An 18,627-nucleotide genomic window follows, 5' to 3' on the forward strand; every position below is an offset into this window, starting at 1 on the left:
AATTCACGCTGGAACAGGTCGATTACCCATGCTTTTTGGTGACGTGGGTCTTGACGTTTCGTGATGAATCCACACAAACTTGCGATCACTGAGGGAGATATCCTCCCGGTTAAAGTATCGACCCGGCCTCGGACGGCCGAAAGAACCGCCCTCTGGGACGGCGGACAATCAGGAAGAGGTAAACATGAAAAGATCCGTATTTATTGGCGCGCTGACTGTTGCTGGCCTGACGGCCGGTGGTGCGGCTGCCGCTACGCTGGATGACGTGAAGGCGCGCGGCACGCTGAACTGCGGCGTGACCACCGGTCTCGTCGGCTTCGCAGCTCCCGACGCAAACGGTGAATGGGATGGCTTCGACGTCGCCGTTTGCCGCGCTGTCGCCGCGGCTGTTCTGGGTGATCCTCAGGCCGTCGAATTCGTGCCCACCACGGGCAAGACCCGGTTCACCGCCCTTGCATCCGGCGAAATCGACATGCTGGCGCGCAACACCACATGGACCTTCAGCCGTGACAACGACCTGAAATTCGAGTTCGTCGGCATCAACTACTATGACGGTCAGGGCTTCATGGTGCCGAAAGGCATCGGCGTCAGCTCGGCCAAGGAACTCGACGGTGCGACCGTTTGCATCCAGACTGGCACGACGACCGAACTGAACTTGGCCGATTACTTCAGGGCCAACAACATGGACTATGATCCGGTCCCGATCGAGACGAATGCCGAGGCGCAGCAACAGTACCTTGCGGGTGCGTGTGACGTCTACACCACGGACCGCTCTGGCCTTGCCGCGACGCGGGCTGCCTTTGAGAACCCGAACGATCACGTCATCCTGCCTGAAACCGTCTCGAAGGAGCCGCTCGGACCGCTCGTGCGTCATGGCGACAACGAGTGGGGCGATGTCGTTCGCTGGACCCTCAACGCGCTGATCGCCGCCGAGGAATACGGCATCACGAGCGCCAACATCGAGGAAATGGCGGCAAGCCCGACAGACAAGCCCGAAGTGAACCGTATTCTCGGGACCGAGGGCAATCTGGGCGAGATGATCGGCCTCGATGCCGACTGGGCGGTTCGCGCGATCCAGACGGGCGGCAACTACGGCGAGCTGTTCGAGAAGCATATCGGCGAGAACACCCCGATCGGCCTCGCGCGCGGGCTCAACGCGCAATGGACCGATGGCGGCCTGATGTACTCGCCGCCTTTCCGCTAAAAGCACCAGAAAGGGCGCGGGCCTGTCCCGCGCCCTCATCGCATCCGGATATATAAACCGGCCCACGCCCCTGACGCGCTAGATAAAAACCGGGGCCGGAATACGGGGACCCTCCCAGATGACTACACTGACCGACCCCCCCAAGGAGTCGTTCCGGCTGTCGATGCTTGTCTATGACACGCGGTATCGCGCCTATACGTTCCAGTTCATCGCGCTCGTGCTGCTTGTTGCGGCTTTTGCCTGGCTGGGGTCAAACCTCGCGCAGAACCTGCGCGAAGCGGGCCTGACGATTTCGTACGGGTTCCTGTCGGAACCGTCGAGCTATGACATCAACCAGACGCTCATCGACTATGACAGCCGGTCATCGCACTGGCGCGCGACGATCGTGGGGGTTATGAACACCTTGCTCGTGTCGTTGCTGGCATGCCTGACCGCCACGTTGATCGGGGTTGCCGCAGGGGTCTTGCGGCTGTCGAACAACTGGCTGGTCCGCAAGCTGATGGCGGTATACGTGGAAGCGTTCCGCAACGTGCCTGTGCTCATCTGGATCATCATCATCTTCACAATCATGACCGCCGTGATGCCGGCGCCTCGCGCTTTCCGCGGCGATGATCCCGACACGACGATGTTTCTGGGGTCGTTCGCGTTCACGAACCGCGGTGTCTACGTACCCAAACCGTTGTTCGAACCGATGGGGTGGGTCGTGCTTGGCGTATTCATCGCGTCGATCATCAGTATGTTCGCATATCGACGGTATGCCACGAAGCTTCTTTACGACACGGGCAAACTGCTCCCCATGGGCTGGCCCTCCGTCCTGATCCTGCTGCTGCCGGCCATTGTCGTCCACTTCTTGCTCGGCCAACCGATCAGCCTCGAATATCCGGAACTCGGCGGGTTCAACTTCTCGGGCGGGATACAGATTCTGGGGTCGCTCATCGCGCTGTGGTTTGCCCTTGCCATCTACACGGGCGCGTTCATTGCCGAGAACGTGCGCGCGGGCATCCTTTCGGTGTCAAAGGGCCAGACCGAGGCCGCTGCATCGCTTGGCCTACGGCCCCGCCGCATCATGAACCTGGTCGTTCTGCCGCAGGCGCTGCGGGTCATCATTCCGCCGCTCATTTCGCATTATCTCAACATCACCAAGAACAGTTCCCTCGCGATCGCTGTCGGGTACATGGACCTCACGGGCACGCTTGGCGGCATCACGCTGAACCAGACAGGGCGCGCGATCGAGACGATCCTTCTGCTGATGCTTTTCTACCTGACGATCAGCCTGTCGATTTCCGCGCTGATGAATATCTACAACAACGCGATCAAGTTGAAGGAGAGGTGACATGAGTGATACGCACGAACACTCCGTCGCCTTCGTCCGCGACACGATGCTGCCCGAACAGACGCCGCCAGCGGCCGAAACGGGTGTCGTGAAATGGATGCGTGAAAACCTCTTTTCCAGTGTTTTCAACGGGCTGCTTACTCTCGCTGCGATCTACTGCGTTTATGCGCTCGTTTCATGGATTTTGCCCTGGATACTCAACGGTATCTGGGACGCGCCGTCGATCCGTGCTTGCCGGGAGATCCTGCAAGGCGAGGTCGGCGGCTGCTTTGCCGTCCTGACCGAGCGTTGGAACCAATTGTTGTTCGGGTTCCAGTATCCCGACGAATTGTACTGGCGCGTCACGCTGGCCTTCATCCTGTTGTTCGTCGCGATCGCGCCGGTGCTTTTTTACAAGATCTTCCCCCGACAGATGCTCTATTTCACCGGGCTTTACCCGTTTGTCGCCTACTGGCTGATTTGGGGCGGGTCGCTTCTGGTGCCGGCTTTTGCGCTTCTGGGGATCGTCGTCGGTTATCTTGTCTATCGCCGTTACGTCGCGCAGAGTTTCATTCTCGCCTTTTTCGGAGGCATCGCGGCCACCGGTGTATTCTGGTGGTTGAGCGGCTTCGTCCCGGTCGAGGGCGTCTTGTCCACGCCCGTGGTCGAAAGCCGCCAGATCGGGGGGTTCATGCTGAACCTCATTCTGGGAACGGTCTGTGTGTCGCTGTCCATCCCCATCGGCATCGCTCTGGCCCTCGGCCGTCAGTCCGACATGCCGATTATCAAGTGGATATGCGTGGTCTTCATCGAGTTCATCCGCGGCGTGCCGCTGATCACGCTGCTTTTCGTGGCGAACGTCGTGCTGGCATATTTCCTGCCGCCGGGAACGAATTTCGACCTGATCGTTCGGGTCATCATCATGATCACCGCCTTCGCGTCGGCCTACATCGCGGAGGTGATCCGCGGCGGTCTTTCCGCCCTGCCGAGCGGACAATACGAGGCGGCCGACAGTCTGGGGCTGGACTATGCCCAGTCCATGCGCCTGATCATCCTGCCGCAGGCTCTCAAGATCTCGATCCCCGGGATCGTGAACGTGGCTGTCGGGCTGTTCAAGGACACGACGCTTGTCTCGATCATCTCGATGTTCGACCTTGTCGGCATGATCCGTGGCCCGGTGCTGGCGTCGACCGAATGGAACGGCGTGTACTGGGAGCTGTTCGGCTTCGCGGCGCTGCTGTTCTTCGTGGTCTGCTACGGCATATCCCAATATTCACAGTGGCTTGAGCGTCAGTTGACCACGGATCATCGTTAAGGAGACCTAGGCTATGGCTGAAACGGCACAGATGGAAAAAACGGCAGCGATGAAGGTCTCGGACGAGGTCGCCATCCAGATCGAGAACATGAACAAGTGGTTCGGCAGTTTCCATGTTCTGCGCGACGTCGACCTGACGGTGCATCGTGGAGAAAGGATCGTGATCGCCGGACCGTCGGGTTCCGGGAAGTCCACCTTGATCCGCTGCATAAACGCGCTTGAAGAGCATCAGCGCGGGTCAATCACGGTGGATGGAACGCTTTTGTCGAACGACCTCAAGAATATCGACCGGATCAGGTCGGAAGTCGGCATGGTGTTCCAGCACTTCAACCTGTTTCCGCATCTGACCATTCTGGAAAACTGCACGCTGGCGCCCATTTGGGTCCGCAAGACGCCGAAGCGGGAAGCCGAGGACACGGCGATGCATTTCCTCGAAAAGGTCAAGATTCCGGACCAGGCGCACAAGTACCCCGGTCAGCTTTCCGGGGGGCAGCAGCAGCGTGTGGCGATCGCCCGGTCGCTTTGCATGAGGCCGCGGATCATGCTGTTCGACGAACCGACATCGGCGCTCGATCCCGAGATGATCAAGGAGGTGCTCGACACCATGATCGAGCTGGCGGAGGAAGGCATGACAATGCTTTGCGTCACTCACGAGATGGGGTTCGCGCGGCAGGTGGCCAACCGTGTTATCTTCATGGATCAGGGCCAAATCGTCGAGCAGAACGAGCCGGAAGAATTCTTCAACAATCCCAAGAGCGACCGGACGAAGCTGTTCCTCAGCCAGATTCTCGGGCATTGATCACACGCGCCATGCGGCCCCGGCGTGGCGCCTTGCTGGCGCCGCAGACCCAGTCAGTCATCGGTTCAGACCCAGCTTTGTTGGCGCGCCTTGAGTGTCTTGACGCGGCCGCGCAAATTGTCGGGGATGGGGCCGTGCCGGGGGGCATCGCGCATCGTGTTAATCAAGTGGTCTGGTCGGCGGCCCTTCCTGCGTGACCAGCTCAGGTCGCCCAGCACGGCCCGGGCCCTTTCCGGCAACTGCCCCGGGATCTCGTGATCGGTGAGCGTGGCCCAGACCCCGGCCCACAGCCGCCCGACTGTCCAAGGGTTATAGCCGCCGCCGCCCAGAACCAGCAACCGGGGGGCCAGCGGCTTGAGGGCCGCGACGAGGAACCAGTGCGCGTTGTTGGAAAGCGTCAGGCGTGCAAGCGGGTCTTCGGCGACGCCGTCAGCCCCGCATTGCAGAACGATCGCCGCAGGGCCCCAAGCCTGAAGTGCGGGCAGTATCACTTCGTTGGCGACCATCGCAAAACCGTCGTCATGCGTGCCGCGTGGCAGTGGCAGGTTGATTGCATGGCTGCCGGCCCGATCCTCAAGTGTCCCGGTAAAGGGCCATCGCTTTTCTTCATGTGTCGAGATCATCAGAACGCGCGCGTCCCCGTGGAAGGCCGCGGCCACGCCATCGCAGTGATGGGCGTCGATATCGACATATGCGACCCGGTCATGTCCCTGCGACAGAAACGCCTTGAGGGCCAGCACCGGGTCGTTGAGATAACAGAAACCTGCCGCGCTGTCGGCCATCCCGTGATGCGTTCCACCGCCGGGATTGTAGACGACGCCGCCGCCGGCCAGCAATTCGGCGCCGAGGAGGGAGCCACCCGCTGCCGTTGCCGGGCGACGAAACATTTCGGGGAAAACCGGGTTGGACAGCGTCCCCAACCCATGACGGTCGCGCGTGCAGGTGTCTACCGCGCCGTCGATCTCGGCGTGTTGCAAGGACCGAATGTACCGCTCGGTGTGAAAAGAGCGGAGCGCAGCAGGCTTTGCGCGCGGACTGTTGAAATACTGCCGGCGCGGCAGCCAATCCATCGCGCGGCACAGGTCGATCACCGTGGACACGCGCGGAATGCTCAACGGGTGGCGTGGCCCATAGCTGGAGCCGCGGTAGATTTCGGAGCCTATGAAGACCGGACGATCAAGCACGTGCCGTGACTCAGCCCGTCAGTTCACGCGGGATCACGAAGTTCAAAGACGCGGCGGTGCCGGTCTGTACCGCCTGCCAGTCTTGGACGTCGAAATCCGTTACCAGCGTGGCGCAGGTTGGAAAATCAAGAAACCGTCCGTGCGAGGGTTTGTCCGAGGGCAGACATTGCGCGAGTTCCGCGATCCCGGGATTGTGCCCGATCAACAGGACCGTATCCCCCGATGCCTGCCGCAGGCAGGCAAGTATTTCCGGCGGCGTGGCATGATAGAGGTCTTCCAGAAATTCTGTATCGCAGGGCAGTTTCAACCTTGCGAATGTTTCACGCGTTCGCTTGGATGTGGAAACGAATGCCTGATCCGGAATGTAACCGCAGCTTCTCAGCCAGTCGCCAACTGCCTTTGCCGACAGTCGCCCACGACCGTTCAGGGGCCTGTCGTGGTCTGCCAGCACCGGGCCATCCCAGCTGGATTTGGCATGGCGCATGAGAATGAGACGTTTCATTTGAAGGCGCTCATGTGAAAGGCGGATTGCGCCTCAAGCCTGCCATGAGCGCGGCTGACGGGGCAAGCGCGACGGGCCGCGCACCCTGTTGCCATGCAGTCATTGCCGGGACGATCCAGATCCGCCTTGCAGGCCTTCATATCGTATCTGTCGGGCGTGAGCGCGCCCACGGGGCATGCCGTGCGGCAGGGCTGATCCTGACAGGTGATGCACGGGCTTGGTGGTGCGGGCGGGACGTTGATCTTTGACGTGAAGGCGAGGGCGCCGCGATAAGATACCATCAGCCCGGCCCTATCATGCACCAGCAGGCCGACCGGGGAAACCTGCGCCCGCCCGCTGGCAAGCGCCCACCGGACGAAAGGCCAATAAGGCGGTCCGCCAAAAGGGAACAGGGGCATTGCCCCGAGCTGGTCTGCCAGCATGCCGATCACGCGGCGTGACCAGCGATCAAGCGGGTCGGCATGCCCGTCATTGTATTCGGGCGTAGCGCAGAAGCTTGGCCAGAAGCCGGGCTCCAATGGCCCCAGCAACACGATGGTCCGCGCGCCATCTGGTGCCTCCTCTCCCGACGGGTGGAGCGCGCCCATGACATCGAGTTGATTCTGGCGCACGGTTGTTTCTATTTCTGCCAGTTTCATTTTCTGCGGAAGGGCAGGGCCAAAGACCAGCCCAGCCTTGACGGGCGATCGTCCTGCCAGTCGAGGCCGGTCGTCATCTGGTCGTGCCCCTTTTCCGGTTGTGGAATGTAGGTGCCGAAAACCCGGTCCCATATGGACAGGGCGAAGCCGTAGTTGCTGTCATGTTCGTGCCGGTGCACCGAATGGTGTACCCGATGCATGTCGGGCGTGACCAGAACCTGCCGTATGGCCGCGTCCAGCGATGCCGGCAGGCGGATGTTCGCATGGTTGAACATCGCGGTCCCGTTCAGGATAATCTCGAAAAGGATCACCCCGAGCGCGGGTGCCCCGAGCATGTAGACCAGCCCGATCTTGATCAGCATGGACAGCGCGATTTCTACCGGGTGAAATCGTATCGCCGTGGTCACGTCCATGTCCCGGTCCGCGTGGTGCACGCGGTGAATACGCCACAGGAACGGTACCTTGTGCGTCACGAGGTGCTGCGCCCAAATGGCCAGATCAAAGACCAGTATTGTCAGGACGATAGCCAACCACGGGGCAATATCGACACGATTGAACAGCCCCCACCCCTGTTCGCCCGCGTCGAAAGCAGCGCCAACCGCGAGCAGCGGCAGGACAATCGCGAGAAGTCGCAAGGCGATCGTATCGATGATCACGATCGACCAGTTGGTAAACCAGCGTGTCCGGCGCGGCTGCGATCTTTGACGCCGCGGCAGCAGTGCCTCGATCGTGGCGAAGAGGGCGAACAGCCCGAGAAACACGCCAACGCGGATTATGGCTTCGTTTTCCATGAGACGAAAGGTAACCCGTTTCGGCCTGCCCGCAAGTCACGCCGATGTCCTCACGCGAACTTTACCGAGGGCGGATAATCGAGCCGGCGCCGTGATCGGTGAACAATTCCAGCAGCGTTGCATTGGGGGCCCGGCCGTCAAGGATGACAACGGCGCGCACGCCGCCCTCTATCGCGGCAAGGGCGGTCTCGGTCTTGGGGATCATGCCACCCGCGATGATCCCGTCGCGCGTCATTTCCCGGATCTGGTCGGCGGTAAGATCGGTAACGACACCGCCAGCCGTGTCGCGCACGCCGTCGATATCCGTAAGCAGCAGCAGACGGTCTGCGGTCAGGGCCGCGGCGATCGCGCCGGCGGCCGTATCGCCGTTGATATTGAAGGTCTCGCCGTCGCGTCCCGCGCCGAGCGGCGCGATCACCGGGATCGCGTCGTCCTTGAAAAGCGTATGCAGGATGCGCGGGTCTATTTCCGCCGGGCTGCCGACAAATCCTAGCGCCGGGTCGGCCGCGTCGCAGGTTATCAGGGCCGCGTCCTTGCCCGACAACCCGACGGCACGTCCGCCCTGACGGTTTATGGCTTGCACGATGCGTTTGTTGACACGACCGGAGAGAACCATTTCAACCACGTCCATCGTCGCGGCATCGGTCACGCGCTTGCCGTTCACGAAATCCGATCTGATGTCGAGCTTGTCGAGCATCTCGTTGATCATGGGGCCGCCGCCATGAACGATGACCGGGTTCACGCCGACCTGTCGCATCAGCACCACGTCGCGTGCGAACGTCTCCATTGCTTCGTCGCTGCCCATGGCGTGACCGCCAAGCTTGATAACAATGATTGCGTCATCATAGCGCTGCAGGTAGGGCAGCGCTTCCGAAAGGGTGCGGGCCGTGGCGATCCAGTCGCGATTCATGGTGCGTGTCTTCATGTCATTGCCTTGTTGGCCACGTCTTATCCATTCAATCCGTGTCCGCTTCAAGTACCATTCCGATGTCTGCGTGCTGCTGTCAGGCGAGATCGGCGATGGTCGCGCGCAGGGTGGACAGGCCGTCGCCCTTTTCGCTCGATGTCAGGATTATTTCCGGAAATGCAGCCGGGTGAGTGGCCAGTCTGCCCTGTACCTGCGCCAGCATGTCGTCGCGGCTCTTGCCCTTGGTCTTGTCGGCCTTGGTCAGCACGCACTGGAACGTCACCGCGGCGGCGTCGAGCAGGCTCATGATCTCCTCGTCCACGGGTTTGATGCCGTGCCGCGCATCGATCAGGACGAAGGCGCGGCGCAAGTTCGGCCGGCCCGACAGGTACTGTCGGAGCAACGCTTGCCATTGCTCGACCTTTTTCAACGGCGCATTGGCGTAGCCATAGCCCGGAAGATCGACAAGGTAATGGCTGTCGCCCATGGTGAAGAAATTTATTTCCTGCGTGCGGCCCGGAGTGTTCGAGGCCCGGGCGAGTGATTTGCGGCCGGTGAGCGCATTGATGAGAGTGGACTTGCCCACGTTCGATCGGCCCGCGAAGCAGACCTCGGCCCGGTCTGCGGGCGGCAGGCCGGACATGGCGACGACCCCCTTGAGAAAATCTACCGGGCCGGCAAACAATTTCCGCCCGGCTTCTGCCGCGGCGGGATCGGGCGCATCGGAAATCGGGAAGGGCAGCGCCATCAGATCAGCCGAGCGGCATCACCCAAGGTGACACGTCCGCCCCGCGTGACCTCGGCGTAGACGCCGAAATCCTGATGGCCGAAATGGGTCTTAAGCGCCTCGAGCGTGTCGAGGTCTCGTTGGCCCGTCTCGGGGTTGGCCGTCGTCGCCGGACAGCGCAGGATGCGTTCGTGCACGGTGATTTCCGCCTCGCCAATTCGAAGCGTGCGTCCGACCCAGTCAAATTCGGCCCACGGTTCAAGCCCGTCAAGGTGCAGGTTGCAGCGCCAGCGTCGGGAGGAGACCTCCCTGCCGGTCTTTTCCGAAAGGTCGGCGTTCGAGGCAAGGTTGATAACGCTGACGGACGGGTAATCGGTATCGGTCATGCCGCGCCCTTCGACGCGATGTATCCGGGCCGATTGCGCGCGCTCGGGCGGCATGACCGGGCGTATCCAGTCGAGAAAAGCCTCATCCTCGTGATCCGGATCAAAGGTGAGCGGCGCGAGGTCCGGATGCGTCAAGGTCACCTTGCCGCTGGATTCGTCGCAGCGCGCTTCGATTGCCATCAGGGCTGCCACCTTGGCCCCGCGGGAGAAGTTGACCGAGGGCGCCCATGTATCACCCGTGATACGGGCGGCGTCATGGGCGACGGCCCACCGCCTGTCCCACGGCATGGTCTGGCCTGCCGTGAGGGTGACGGACTCAAGCGGCTCACGCCCGTGCCCCTTTATCGGGTGCCGCCAGAGTGCCGCCAGATGCGCCATCACTTTTCATCCTGACCTGATTTGCGCTTGAAGCTCGATTTGATGTTCCCGAACACGTCCGGTCTGTACCCTTGGCTGCGCATGATCAGGTATTGTTGGGTGAAAGTGATCACGTTGTTGGAAATCCAGTAAATGACCAGCCCGCTCGCGAAGCTGCCCAGCATGAACATGAAGACCCAGGGCATCCAGGCGAAGATCATCTGCTGAGTGGGGTCTGTCGGGGCCGGGTTGAGCTTTTGTTGCAGCCACATCGAGACGCCCAGCAGAAGCGGCAGGATGCCGATGAATATCAACGCCATGATCGAGCCGGGCTCGGGCGCGGCCCAGGGCAAGAGGCCCCAAAGATTGTAGATGGAGGACGGATCGGGCGCGGAAAGGTCCTTGATCCAGCCGATCCACGGCGCGTGGCGCAGCTCCAGCGTGACGAAGATCACCTTGTAGAGCGAGAAGAAGATCGGGATTTGAAGCAGGATCGGCAGACAGCCCGAGGCCGGGTTGACCTTTTCACGCTTGTACAGCTCCATCATTTCCTTCTGGAGCTTCTGGCGATCGTCTCCCGCCGCTTCCTTGATTTTCTCCATTTGCGGCTGGAGCTCTTTCATCTTCGCCATCGAGACGTAAGACTTGAAGGCAAGCGGCAAGAGCAATGCCTTGATGAGCAGCGTCAACCCGATGATCGCCCACCCCATGGAGCCCGCGATGCCCATAGAGGCCAATGTCACGTTGAACCAGTGAAGCACGGCGAAGATCGGCTTTGTCAGAAAGAAGAACCAGCCCCAGTCGATCGAGTCGAGGAAACGGTCAACACCTTTCTCGTTCTGGTAGTTGCGGATGGTTTCCCATTCCTTGGCACCTGCAAAGAGCCGGGTTTGGACCTCGTAGGTTGCATCAGGCGCGACAGTCTGCGTGGGCAGAACGGTTTCCGTCTGGTAGATGTTGCGGCGCGGGTCGTACTTGTTGACCGCCTTGAAGGCACGATCACCAGGGATCAGCGTGGTCATCCAGTAGTGGTCGGTGAAACCGGTCCAGCCGCTTTCGGTGATCTGCGTGACCTCGGCCGGTGCGCCTTCGCGCGGGTTGAATTCGTAATCCGCGACATCGTCATAGTTCGTTTCGGCGAGCTGGCCGTCCGCCATCGAGATCAGCCCCTCGTGGAGGATGAAGAAGTTCTTCATGTTATCGGGCTCGCCGTGACGCGCGAGTATGCCGTACGGGGCCAGGGCGCGCGGCGTTTGGGTTTTGTTTTCGACAGATTGGGCGACCGTGAAAAGAAAATCCTCGTCAACGCTGATCGTGCGGCGGAATACAAGGCCGTTACCGTTATCCCAGACGAGTGAAACGGGGCTGTCCGGAGTCAGCTTGTCGCCTGACTCTACGGTCCATCGCGTGTTTGCCCCCGGCACGTCGTCGACGGTCAGGCCAGAACCCGGGGCCCAGCCATAAAGGGCGTAATAGGGCGCCTCCGTGCCGACCGGCGAAAGCAATTGCACGATCTCGGAGCCGGGGGCGGGCGTCTCGCGATAGTTCTTCAGGGACAGTTGATCGATCCGGCCACCCGTGAGCGAAATCGATCCTTCAACGCTCGGCGTATCGACGGGCAGCCTTGGGGCATCCGGCGTGTCCGCGGTTTCGGTACCGGTTTCCGTCGCCGAAGCATCGGCGGTGGCAGTCGGGGACCCGGCCGTCTGGTCCTGGGATGTGGCCGGGGCGGATTGATCTACGGCTGTTTCCTCCGGTGGCGGAAATAGAACGAACCAGATAAGGATGACGATGAAGCTTAGCGCTGTCGCAAGTATGAGGTTCTTGTTCTGATCATCCATCGCCGATGGCCGTTTCCATTATTCCCATGTGCGAGGGGTTCAACAGAGTGAGAGCCAAAAGGTCAAGGGGAGATTATGGATTCAGGTCACTGGCGCGCATCCGGTGCCGCAGGCTGGACCGCTTACCGGCATATGCGTGGCGTTTCCTCAAGGCGCGCGGCGTGCAGGCGGCACCATTCAGGGATGTCGACGGCTGGCATTGGGCGTGCGATACCGGCGCCTTGAACGTGGTCGCATCCTAGCTGGGCAAGCATGGCATGTTCTCCGGCGCTCACCACTCCGGCCGCGACGGTCACGAGCCCCATTTCGCTTGACAGGATAACCTTTTCCGACATCAGTCGCTGTTTCGCCGCATCGATGTCTATCCTCGAAACAAGGCAGCGGCGGATCCTGAGGTAACGCGCGTCGAAATGGTGGATGAACGCGGCTTCAGCCTGTCCCGGTTCAAGATTGGTCAGTTGGATCCCGAATCCGTGCTCGCCCAGTCGTTGAAGGTTGCGTGCGTTTTCGTCGCACAAGCCCTTGGCGGGGGCCTCAGGGGGTAGCACCACGAGCCGGTTCGGGCTCATGCAGTGACGATCAGCTTCCCAGGCCAGCCGGTCGGCCAGCGTCGGGTCATCGAGGTCCCGCCGGGTGATCCGCAAGACGGCGCGAGGAATCTCCACGCCCGCCAATCCCCACGCGGCAAGCGTTTCGAATACCTTTGATGCGAACTCATCCGTTTGCTGCCCGACAGTCGCGCGGTTTTCATCGGTGATGTCGGGAAAAGATGCATCAATGGGCCGGATGACGACCTCGACGCCGCTGACCTGCCCTGTGTCGTTGGAAATCAGTGGCTGAAACCACGGCATGCACGATGTGGCCCTCGACTGGCGATGCGGCCCGCGCCTTGCCGTGGTGTCAGTCGCACTACCGACTTCGCTTTCACGAACGTGACGCCGGGACGCGGTTGGCTCGCGCGTCCTCGCTCCGTTTTCGAGTACCTTCAAAGCGGCCTGCGTGATGTCCGCGCCGCACGGAGCGTCCAGCGCGGAGTGTCGGGAGAAACCCACGACGATGTCCGGCTTGATGATGGCGCCTCCGAGGAGGATCGGCCCCTCGCAGCCGGAGCAAAGACGTTGCGCCATGTCTTGCGCAGCTTGTTTGCAGATCGGCTCTTGGCTCGTGATGACGACGGCGATCTTGTCATGTTCCAGTCGCAAAACCGCGTCACGGCGTCTGATGTCCTGCGCCACGCGGCTGCGGACGCGTTGAAGCACCGTTTCCGCGGCCCTCTGCCCGAAGCGCGCCCGAATGTTGCCTGCGCTGTCCGGCATGATCAGGAAGAGGGCAAGATCGGCTACCCGGTACGACGTTTTGCCTAGAGCGGCGTCAATGAATTGATCAAGGCCCCGCCTGTCGGTGGCATGCGGCGCAAGCGGCATTGGCGTTTCTATATCCGGCGTATGCCGCCCCGCGCGACCTGACACGAGCAGCAACCCGGGAAAACCCAGGGCTGTTACGATCAACATAGGTTCCCCGCCGAACCAATAACTGACAAGCACGAGGGCCGGCAGAAATGCCAGGACGTGCGGGCCGGTGAGCGCCGTGTGAACACGACCGCGCAGGTGATGGACAAGTTTGTGAAATGGCCGGTACATGATGCTGAACTCGTCACTGTCCGGCGAACGTACAGCATGTCCCTGAACAGCCTGTTAACGCAGTTGCGGCATTTCCGGTTCCTCGGGTCCCGACCCGGCGGTGGCCGTGGTCAGAGCGGCGAAATCGAACAGCTTCGGGTCGAGCAGGTGGGACGGCCGGGCGTTCATCAGGGCACGGAACATGACCTGCCTGCGCCCCGGTGCGTTGGCCTCCCACCCGTCGAGGATCTGCTTGACCTGCTGACGCTGCAGCCCGTCCTGGCTGCCGCATAGGTCACAGGGGATGATCGGGTACTGCAGAGACTTGGCAAAACGTTCGCAATCGGCCTCAGCAACGTGGGCCAGCGGGCGGTAGACGAATAGATCGCCTTCCTCGTTGACCAGCTTGGGTGGCATCGTCGCAAGGCGCCCACCGTGGAACAGGTTCATGAAGAAGGTTTCCAGAATGTCGTCGCGATGGTGCCCCAGCACCACCGCCGAGCATCCCTCCTCTCGCGCGATCCTGTAAAGATGCCCGCGCCTCAGCCGTGAGCAGAGAGCGCAATAGGTGCGCCCTTGCGGCACCTTGTTGACGACGACGGAATAGGTGTCCTGGTATTCGATCCGATGCGGCACGCCGCGCTCTTTCAGGAACTCTGGCAGTACCGTGGCGGGAAAGCCCGGCTGACCCTGATCGAGATTGCAGGCCAGAAGCTCCACCGGCAGGAGGCCGCGCCATTTCAGCTCATGCAGGACTGCCAGCAAGGTGTAGCTGTCCTTGCCGCCGGACAGGCAGACGAGCCACTTCGCGCCCTTCTCGATCATGCCGTATTGATCCACCGCATCGCGTGTCTGGCGCACGATGCGCTTTCGCAGCTTCTTGAACTCGGTGCTTGCAGGGGCGCCGGCGAAGAGCGGGTGGATGTGATCGGGGTCGTCCAGCATGGGATCGCCCTAGCCGAGTTGTGTCCGCCGGGCAAGGCCCGCGAGGGGTGTTAACCCGATCAACGCGACGGCGATTTCCCGAGGTCGGCGGCGTGTCGGTACCACGCCGTTGCGCCCACTCGTCAACTCCAAGCCCCGGCTGGCCCCGGATTGCGGGTGCATGCGGGTGCTTGAAAGCCTTGCATGAGCCCGGGGCGCCCGGCGCCGGAGACCCGATCGCGGACCCGCCGCCGATGCGCGACGGCCCTAGGTTGTCAATCGCCGTCGTCCCCGGCGATCAGGGCATTCACGATTTGACCTGCGCTCTCGGAATTCCAGTGCGCGTCGCCCTGCAGCCGGGCAATCTCGCGTCCGTCACGATCGAGCAGGACGGTGACGGGAAGGCCCAGCACCCCCATTTCGCGGGCGACCTGGCTTTTCGGGTCGCGGTGAAGCGGCAGGTTGTCCACACCGATTTCGTCGAAGAACTTCTTCATCGCCGGGGGGGCGTTGCGCCCTGTGGCGAGCGTGACGACCTCGAACGACTCGCCGCCCAGGTCCCTTTGCAAGTCCGACAGCATCGGCATTTCCTTGCGGCAGGGCGCGCACCACGTGGCCCAGAAATTCACCAGAACGACCTTGCCACGATACGCGTCCAACGTCATGGAGCTGCCGTCGACGGTTTCGAACGGCGTTTCGCTGACGGGCTTCGGTGCGCTGTGAAAGGTCAGTTTCTTCATGTCGCCCTCGCGCAGCGCCTCGAGAGCGGCGATGTCGGCGAAGGCGGCATTTGCACCAAGCGCTAGGGCCATATAAAGAACGGCGGACCGAATTATTTTCATAAATCCCTCCGGACGGGTGTGAGACATGACCACGACAACCTCGAACCAGATGTGGGGCGGCCGCTTTGCCGCCGGGCCGGATGCCGTCATGGAGGCAATTAATGCCTCCATCGGGTTCGACAAGCGACTGGCGGCGCAGGACATCGCCGGATCGAGGGCCCATGCCGCGATGCTCGCTGCGACGGGCATTGTCAGTAATACGGATGCCGAGGCGATGAGGGAAGGGCTGCTCACGGTCTTGTCAGAGATCGAGGATGGCAGTTTCGAGTTTTCCGCCGCGCTCGAGGATATTCACATGAACGTGGAGGCGCGGCTGAAAGCGATCATCGGCGACCCGGCCGGTCGGCTGCACACGGGCCGCAGCCGCAACGACCAAGTGGCGACCGATTTCAGGCTGTGGGTGCGCGACCAGCTCGACGCGGCAGAGGCGGGGCTGAGGGCCTTGATCGGCGCGCTGCTTGACCAGGCCGAGGCCGGGGCAGACTGGGTCATGCCGGGCTTCACTCATCTGCAGGTTGCCCAGCCGGTGACATGGGGCCATCACATGATGGCCTATGTCGAGATGTTCGGCCGTGACATGGGCCGCGTGCGGGATGCCCGCAAGCGCATGAACGAATGCCCCCTTGGCGCGGCGGCACTGGCGGGCACGTCCTTTCCGATCGACCGCGACATGACGGCGCGCGATCTCGGCTTCGACCGGCCGTGCCCGAACAGCCTGGACGCGGTGAGCGACCGGGACTTCGCGCTGGAATTCCTGAGCGTGGCAAGCATTTCGGCCATGCATCTCAGCCGGCTGTCCGAGGAGCTGGTGATCTGGTCCTCGGCGCAGTTCCGGTTCGTGACGCTGAGCGACAGGTTCTCCACCGGGTCGAGCATCATGCCGCAGAAGAAGAACCCCGACGCGGCCGAGCTGATCCGCGCGAAGATCGGGCGCGTCTTCGGGGCGAACGTGGCGCTGATGACGGTGATGAAGGGGCTGCCGCTGGCCTATTCCAAGGACATGCAGGAAGACAAGGAGCAGGTCTTCGACGCGGCTGACAACTGGTTGCTGAGCCTTGCCGCGATGGCGGGCATGGCGCGCGACATGCAAGCCAACCGCGACGCGCTGGAGGCCGCCGCCGCGACGGGTTTTTCCACCGCGACCGACCTGGCCGACTGGCTGGTGCGGGTGCTCGACATGCCGTTCCGCGAGGCGCATCACGTGACCGGCAGCCTCGTGGCGATGGCCGAACAACGCGGCTGTGACCTGCCGGAGCTCAGCCTCGAGGACATGCAATCGGTCCATGCGGAAATCCGGGCGGAGGTTTTCGACGTACTCGGTGTGCACAACTCGGTCGCGTCGCGTGTCAGCCATGGCGGCACGGCGCCTCGACGGGTACGGGAACAGGTCGCACGCTGGAAGGAGATGCTGAAATGAGATGGGTAACCGGGATCGCGGCGGTGGCAATGGTGGCGGCATGCGGCGTTGACGGGGACCCCGTGCGGCCGTCGGTCAACACCACCGTGGGCGCGAGCGAGCGCGGGGTCGACGGCGCGGTCGGAACCGACTGGGTGAGCGGCAATGTCAGCGTGCACGTGGGGACGTCGCTGTGAGGGTGGTCTGGCTTGCACTGGCGGTCTGGGGCGCCATCCACCCGATGAGCTGGTTCGTGACATGGTTTCGTGACAACGGGATCGACCTTGCCGGCATGGTCGAGGCATGGCATGCAAACGCGGCGACCAGCGGCCTTGTCTGGGACCTGACCATTGCGGCGGTGGCCCTTACGGTGTGGATCGTCGCGGAATGTGCCGCGCGCCGCGCCTGGCTGGGGCTCATCGCGATCCCCGCGACATTCGGGATCGGCGTGAGCTGTGGCCTGCCGCTCTACCTGTTCCTGCGGTCCATGCGGGACTGAGCCGGCGGAGCGGGGTATTTCGGCCGAGAAGAAGCCGGGGCCGTGCCCGGGAGTTCAACCGCGATGCGCGGTGACACGGCATGCGACAAGCCAGAGGACGCGGAACCATGGATCATTTCCTTTATCGTGACGGCGCGCTTCATGCCGAGGATGTCGCCATCGCCGAGATCGCGGCGCAAGTCGGTACGCCGTTCTATTGCTATTCCACCGCCACGCTGACCCGGCATTTCCGGCTGTTCGACGAGGCGCTGGCCGGGCTCGATCACCTTGTCTGCTACGCGATGAAGGCGGCAAGCAACCAGGCGATCCTGAAAACGCTTGCCGGGCTGGGGGCCGGCATGGACGTGGTTTCGGGTGGGGAATACGCGCGGGCGAAGGCAGCGGGCGTGCCCGGCGAGAGGATCGTCTTTGCCGGTGTCGGCAAGACCCGGGCCGAGATGGCGCAGGCGCTTGCGGGCGGCATCCGGCAATTCAATGTCGAAAGCGAACCGGAGCTGCGCGCGTTGAGCGGCGTGGCGCGGGAAATGGGGATGTGCGCGCCGGTGACCATCCGCGTGAACCCGGACGTCGATGCCAGGACCCATGCGAAGATCGCCACCGGCAAGAGCGAGAACAAGTTCGGCATTCCGATCACGCGGGCGCGCGACGTCTATGCGGAGGCGGCCCGGCTGCCGGGGCTGCGCGTGGTGGGGATCGACGTTCACATCGGCAGCCAGTTGACCGATCTGGCGCCCTTCAGGGCCGCGTATGAGAAAGTCGCGGAATTGACGGGGGTTTTGCGCGCGGACGGGCATGATATTCGCCGGCTCGATCTGGGCGGGGGGCTGGGCATCCCGTATACCCGCGGCAACGAGGCGCCGCCCCTGCCCACTGAGTATGGTGGTTTGATCAGCGAGACGGTCGGCCATCTGGGCTGCGAGGTCGAGATCGAGCCGGGCAGGCTCGTTGTCGGCAATGCAGGCATCCTCGTGTCGGAAGTGATTTATGAAAAGGTCGGCGAGGACCGGGATTTCCTGATCCTCGACGCGGCGATGAACGACCTGATCCGGCCGGCCATGTACGATGCGTATCACGACATCATCCCCGTGGCGGAAACGGCGCCCGGAACCGAGCAGCGCGCTTACGACGTCGTCGGGCCGGTCTGCGAATCGGGCGACACCTTCGCGCGCGCGCGCAGGCTGCCGTCGGTCGCGGAGGGTGATCTGGTGGCGTTTCGCAGTGCCGGCGCCTATGGCGCTGTGATGGCGAGCGAATACAACACCCGGCCGTTAATTCCCGAGGTCCTTGTCAAGGAAGATCAATTCGCCGTCATCAGGGCGCGCCCGACATTTGACGAAATAATAAATCGCGATACCATCCCGCCATGGGTATGACATGTCGGGCG

Annotated in this window: 19 protein-coding genes; 8 read left to right on the plus strand and 11 right to left on the minus strand. The window is 62.3% G+C overall.

What is annotated here, in order from left to right:
• Positions 1 to 184: 184 nt before the first annotated feature.
• The 4 genes from ACH107_RS08055 (at position 185) to ACH107_RS08070 (ending at position 4,630) form a co-directional block, all read left to right on the plus strand.
• Complete coding sequence (locus tag ACH107_RS08055; RefSeq protein ID WP_412505376.1) at positions 185 to 1,204, plus strand: amino acid ABC transporter substrate-binding protein; 1,020 nt, start codon at positions 185 to 187, stop codon at positions 1,202 to 1,204.
• Between the two features lie 118 nt (positions 1,205 to 1,322).
• Positions 1,323 to 2,537 (plus strand): amino acid ABC transporter permease, encoded by a 1,215-nt coding sequence (locus ACH107_RS08060; RefSeq protein ID WP_412505377.1) that lies wholly within the window; start codon positions 1,323 to 1,325, stop codon positions 2,535 to 2,537.
• A gap of 1 nt (position 2,538) precedes the next feature.
• Positions 2,539 to 3,831, plus strand: a complete 1,293-nt coding sequence (locus ACH107_RS08065) for an amino acid ABC transporter permease (protein WP_412505378.1) — start codon at positions 2,539 to 2,541, stop codon at positions 3,829 to 3,831.
• 49 nt (positions 3,832 to 3,880) lie between these two features.
• Entirely contained in the window at positions 3,881 to 4,630 is a 750-nt protein-coding gene (locus ACH107_RS08070) for an amino acid ABC transporter ATP-binding protein (protein ID WP_412505406.1), read from the plus strand.
• Between the two features lie 65 nt (positions 4,631 to 4,695).
• Here ACH107_RS08070 and ACH107_RS08075 read toward each other — a convergent pair whose 3' ends face one another.
• The 11 genes from ACH107_RS08075 to ACH107_RS08125 form a co-directional block, all read right to left on the minus strand.
• Positions 4,696 to 5,814, minus strand: coding sequence for an acetoin utilization protein AcuC (locus tag ACH107_RS08075; RefSeq protein ID WP_412505379.1), 1,119 nt, complete (start codon positions 5,812 to 5,814; stop codon positions 4,696 to 4,698).
• 10 nt (positions 5,815 to 5,824) lie between these two features.
• Positions 5,825 to 6,298 carry a SixA phosphatase family protein gene (locus ACH107_RS08080; RefSeq protein ID WP_412505380.1) on the minus strand — a complete coding sequence of 158 codons (474 nt, stop codon included), beginning with the start codon at positions 6,296 to 6,298 and terminating at the stop codon, positions 5,825 to 5,827.
• A 14-nt stretch (positions 6,299 to 6,312) separates the two neighbouring features.
• On the minus strand, positions 6,313 to 6,954 hold the full coding sequence (locus tag ACH107_RS08085) for a ferredoxin (protein ID WP_412505381.1): 642 nt from the start codon (positions 6,952 to 6,954) through the stop codon (positions 6,313 to 6,315).
• Positions 6,951 to 7,745 carry a sterol desaturase family protein gene (locus ACH107_RS08090; RefSeq protein ID WP_412505382.1) on the minus strand — a complete coding sequence of 265 codons (795 nt, stop codon included), beginning with the start codon at positions 7,743 to 7,745 and terminating at the stop codon, positions 6,951 to 6,953. The genes ACH107_RS08085 and ACH107_RS08090 overlap by 4 nt, the downstream gene beginning before the upstream one ends.
• Before the next feature lie 61 nt (positions 7,746 to 7,806).
• A complete protein-coding gene (gene argB / locus ACH107_RS08095) occupies positions 7,807 to 8,670 on the minus strand; it encodes an acetylglutamate kinase (RefSeq protein ID WP_412505383.1) in 864 nt (287 codons plus the stop codon).
• Positions 8,671 to 8,749: 79 nt separating this feature from the next.
• Complete coding sequence (gene yihA, locus ACH107_RS08100) at positions 8,750 to 9,400, minus strand: ribosome biogenesis GTP-binding protein YihA/YsxC (RefSeq protein ID WP_412505384.1); 651 nt, start codon at positions 9,398 to 9,400, stop codon at positions 8,750 to 8,752.
• Positions 9,400 to 10,143 carry an MOSC domain-containing protein gene (locus ACH107_RS08105; protein WP_412505385.1) on the minus strand — a complete coding sequence of 248 codons (744 nt, stop codon included), beginning with the start codon at positions 10,141 to 10,143 and terminating at the stop codon, positions 9,400 to 9,402. Before ACH107_RS08105 ends, yihA begins: the two co-directional genes overlap by 1 nt.
• Positions 10,143 to 11,963 (minus strand): membrane protein insertase YidC, encoded by a 1,821-nt coding sequence (yidC, locus tag ACH107_RS08110; protein WP_412505386.1) that lies wholly within the window; start codon positions 11,961 to 11,963, stop codon positions 10,143 to 10,145. The genes ACH107_RS08105 and yidC overlap by 1 nt, the downstream gene beginning before the upstream one ends.
• Positions 11,964 to 12,085: 122 nt before the next feature.
• Entirely contained in the window at positions 12,086 to 13,603 is a 1,518-nt protein-coding gene (locus ACH107_RS08115; protein ID WP_412505387.1) for an EAL domain-containing protein, read from the minus strand.
• Positions 13,604 to 13,657: 54 nt separating this feature from the next.
• Positions 13,658 to 14,527 (minus strand): tRNA 2-thiocytidine(32) synthetase TtcA, encoded by an 870-nt coding sequence (gene ttcA / locus ACH107_RS08120; protein ID WP_412505388.1) that lies wholly within the window; start codon positions 14,525 to 14,527, stop codon positions 13,658 to 13,660.
• A gap of 254 nt (positions 14,528 to 14,781) precedes the next feature.
• Positions 14,782 to 15,348: a TlpA family protein disulfide reductase gene (locus tag ACH107_RS08125; protein WP_412505389.1), complete on the minus strand. Its 567-nt coding sequence runs from the start codon at positions 15,346 to 15,348 to the stop codon at positions 14,782 to 14,784.
• 25 nt (positions 15,349 to 15,373) lie between these two features.
• Here ACH107_RS08125 and argH point away from each other — a divergent pair, with 25 nt between their 5' ends.
• The 4 genes from argH to lysA all read left to right on the plus strand — a co-directional run bounded on the left by argH (position 15,374) and on the right by lysA (position 18,616).
• The gene (gene argH, locus ACH107_RS08130) at positions 15,374 to 16,765 is read left to right on the plus strand and encodes an argininosuccinate lyase (protein ID WP_412505390.1); all 1,392 of its coding nucleotides are present in this window, start codon (positions 15,374 to 15,376) and stop codon (positions 16,763 to 16,765) included.
• Positions 16,762 to 16,941: an argininosuccinate lyase gene (locus tag ACH107_RS08135; protein ID WP_412505391.1), complete on the plus strand. Its 180-nt coding sequence runs from the start codon at positions 16,762 to 16,764 to the stop codon at positions 16,939 to 16,941. The genes argH and ACH107_RS08135 overlap by 4 nt, the downstream gene beginning before the upstream one ends.
• A complete protein-coding gene (locus ACH107_RS08140) occupies positions 16,938 to 17,243 on the plus strand; it encodes a DUF2834 domain-containing protein (RefSeq protein ID WP_412505392.1) in 306 nt (101 codons plus the stop codon). The genes ACH107_RS08135 and ACH107_RS08140 overlap by 4 nt, the downstream gene beginning before the upstream one ends.
• A 107-nt stretch (positions 17,244 to 17,350) precedes the next feature.
• Positions 17,351 to 18,616 carry a diaminopimelate decarboxylase gene (gene lysA / locus ACH107_RS08145; protein WP_412505393.1) on the plus strand — a complete coding sequence of 422 codons (1,266 nt, stop codon included), beginning with the start codon at positions 17,351 to 17,353 and terminating at the stop codon, positions 18,614 to 18,616.
• The last annotated feature ends 11 nt before the right edge of the window (positions 18,617 to 18,627 follow it).

It is taken from the genome of Roseovarius halophilus (ex Wu et al. 2025), from assembly GCF_047086965.1.

Bases quoted from the DNA above. Each gene is read 5' to 3' on its own strand.
- ACH107_RS08055 (WP_412505376.1), top strand. From the start codon at position 185: ATGAAAAGATCCGTATTTATTGGCGCGCTGACTGTTGCTGGCCTGACG.
- ACH107_RS08060 (WP_412505377.1), top strand. From the start codon at position 1,323: ATGACTACACTGACCGACCCCCCCAAGGAGTCGTTCCGGCTGTCGATG.
- ACH107_RS08065 (WP_412505378.1), top strand. From the start codon at position 2,539: ATGAGTGATACGCACGAACACTCCGTCGCCTTCGTCCGCGACACGATG.
- ACH107_RS08070 (WP_412505406.1), top strand. From the start codon at position 3,881: ATGAAGGTCTCGGACGAGGTCGCCATCCAGATCGAGAACATGAACAAG.
- ACH107_RS08080 (WP_412505380.1), bottom strand. From the start codon at position 6,298: ATGCGCCATGCCAAATCCAGCTGGGATGGCCCGGTGCTGGCAGACCAC.
- ACH107_RS08085 (WP_412505381.1), bottom strand. From the start codon at position 6,954: ATGAAACTGGCAGAAATAGAAACAACCGTGCGCCAGAATCAACTCGAT.
- ACH107_RS08090 (WP_412505382.1), bottom strand. From the start codon at position 7,745: ATGGAAAACGAAGCCATAATCCGCGTTGGCGTGTTTCTCGGGCTGTTC.
- argB (WP_412505383.1), bottom strand. From the start codon at position 8,670: ATGAAGACACGCACCATGAATCGCGACTGGATCGCCACGGCCCGCACC.
- yihA (WP_412505384.1), bottom strand. From the start codon at position 9,400: ATGGCGCTGCCCTTCCCGATTTCCGATGCGCCCGATCCCGCCGCGGCA.
- ACH107_RS08105 (WP_412505385.1), bottom strand. From the start codon at position 10,143: ATGGCGCATCTGGCGGCACTCTGGCGGCACCCGATAAAGGGGCACGGG.
- yidC (WP_412505386.1), bottom strand. From the start codon at position 11,963: ATGGATGATCAGAACAAGAACCTCATACTTGCGACAGCGCTAAGCTTC.
- ACH107_RS08115 (WP_412505387.1), bottom strand. From the start codon at position 13,603: ATGTACCGGCCATTTCACAAACTTGTCCATCACCTGCGCGGTCGTGTT.
- ttcA (WP_412505388.1), bottom strand. From the start codon at position 14,527: ATGCTGGACGACCCCGATCACATCCACCCGCTCTTCGCCGGCGCCCCT.
- ACH107_RS08125 (WP_412505389.1), bottom strand. From the start codon at position 15,348: ATGAAAATAATTCGGTCCGCCGTTCTTTATATGGCCCTAGCGCTTGGT.
- argH (WP_412505390.1), top strand. From the start codon at position 15,374: ATGACCACGACAACCTCGAACCAGATGTGGGGCGGCCGCTTTGCCGCC.
- ACH107_RS08135 (WP_412505391.1), top strand. From the start codon at position 16,762: ATGAGATGGGTAACCGGGATCGCGGCGGTGGCAATGGTGGCGGCATGC.
- lysA (WP_412505393.1), top strand. From the start codon at position 17,351: ATGGATCATTTCCTTTATCGTGACGGCGCGCTTCATGCCGAGGATGTC.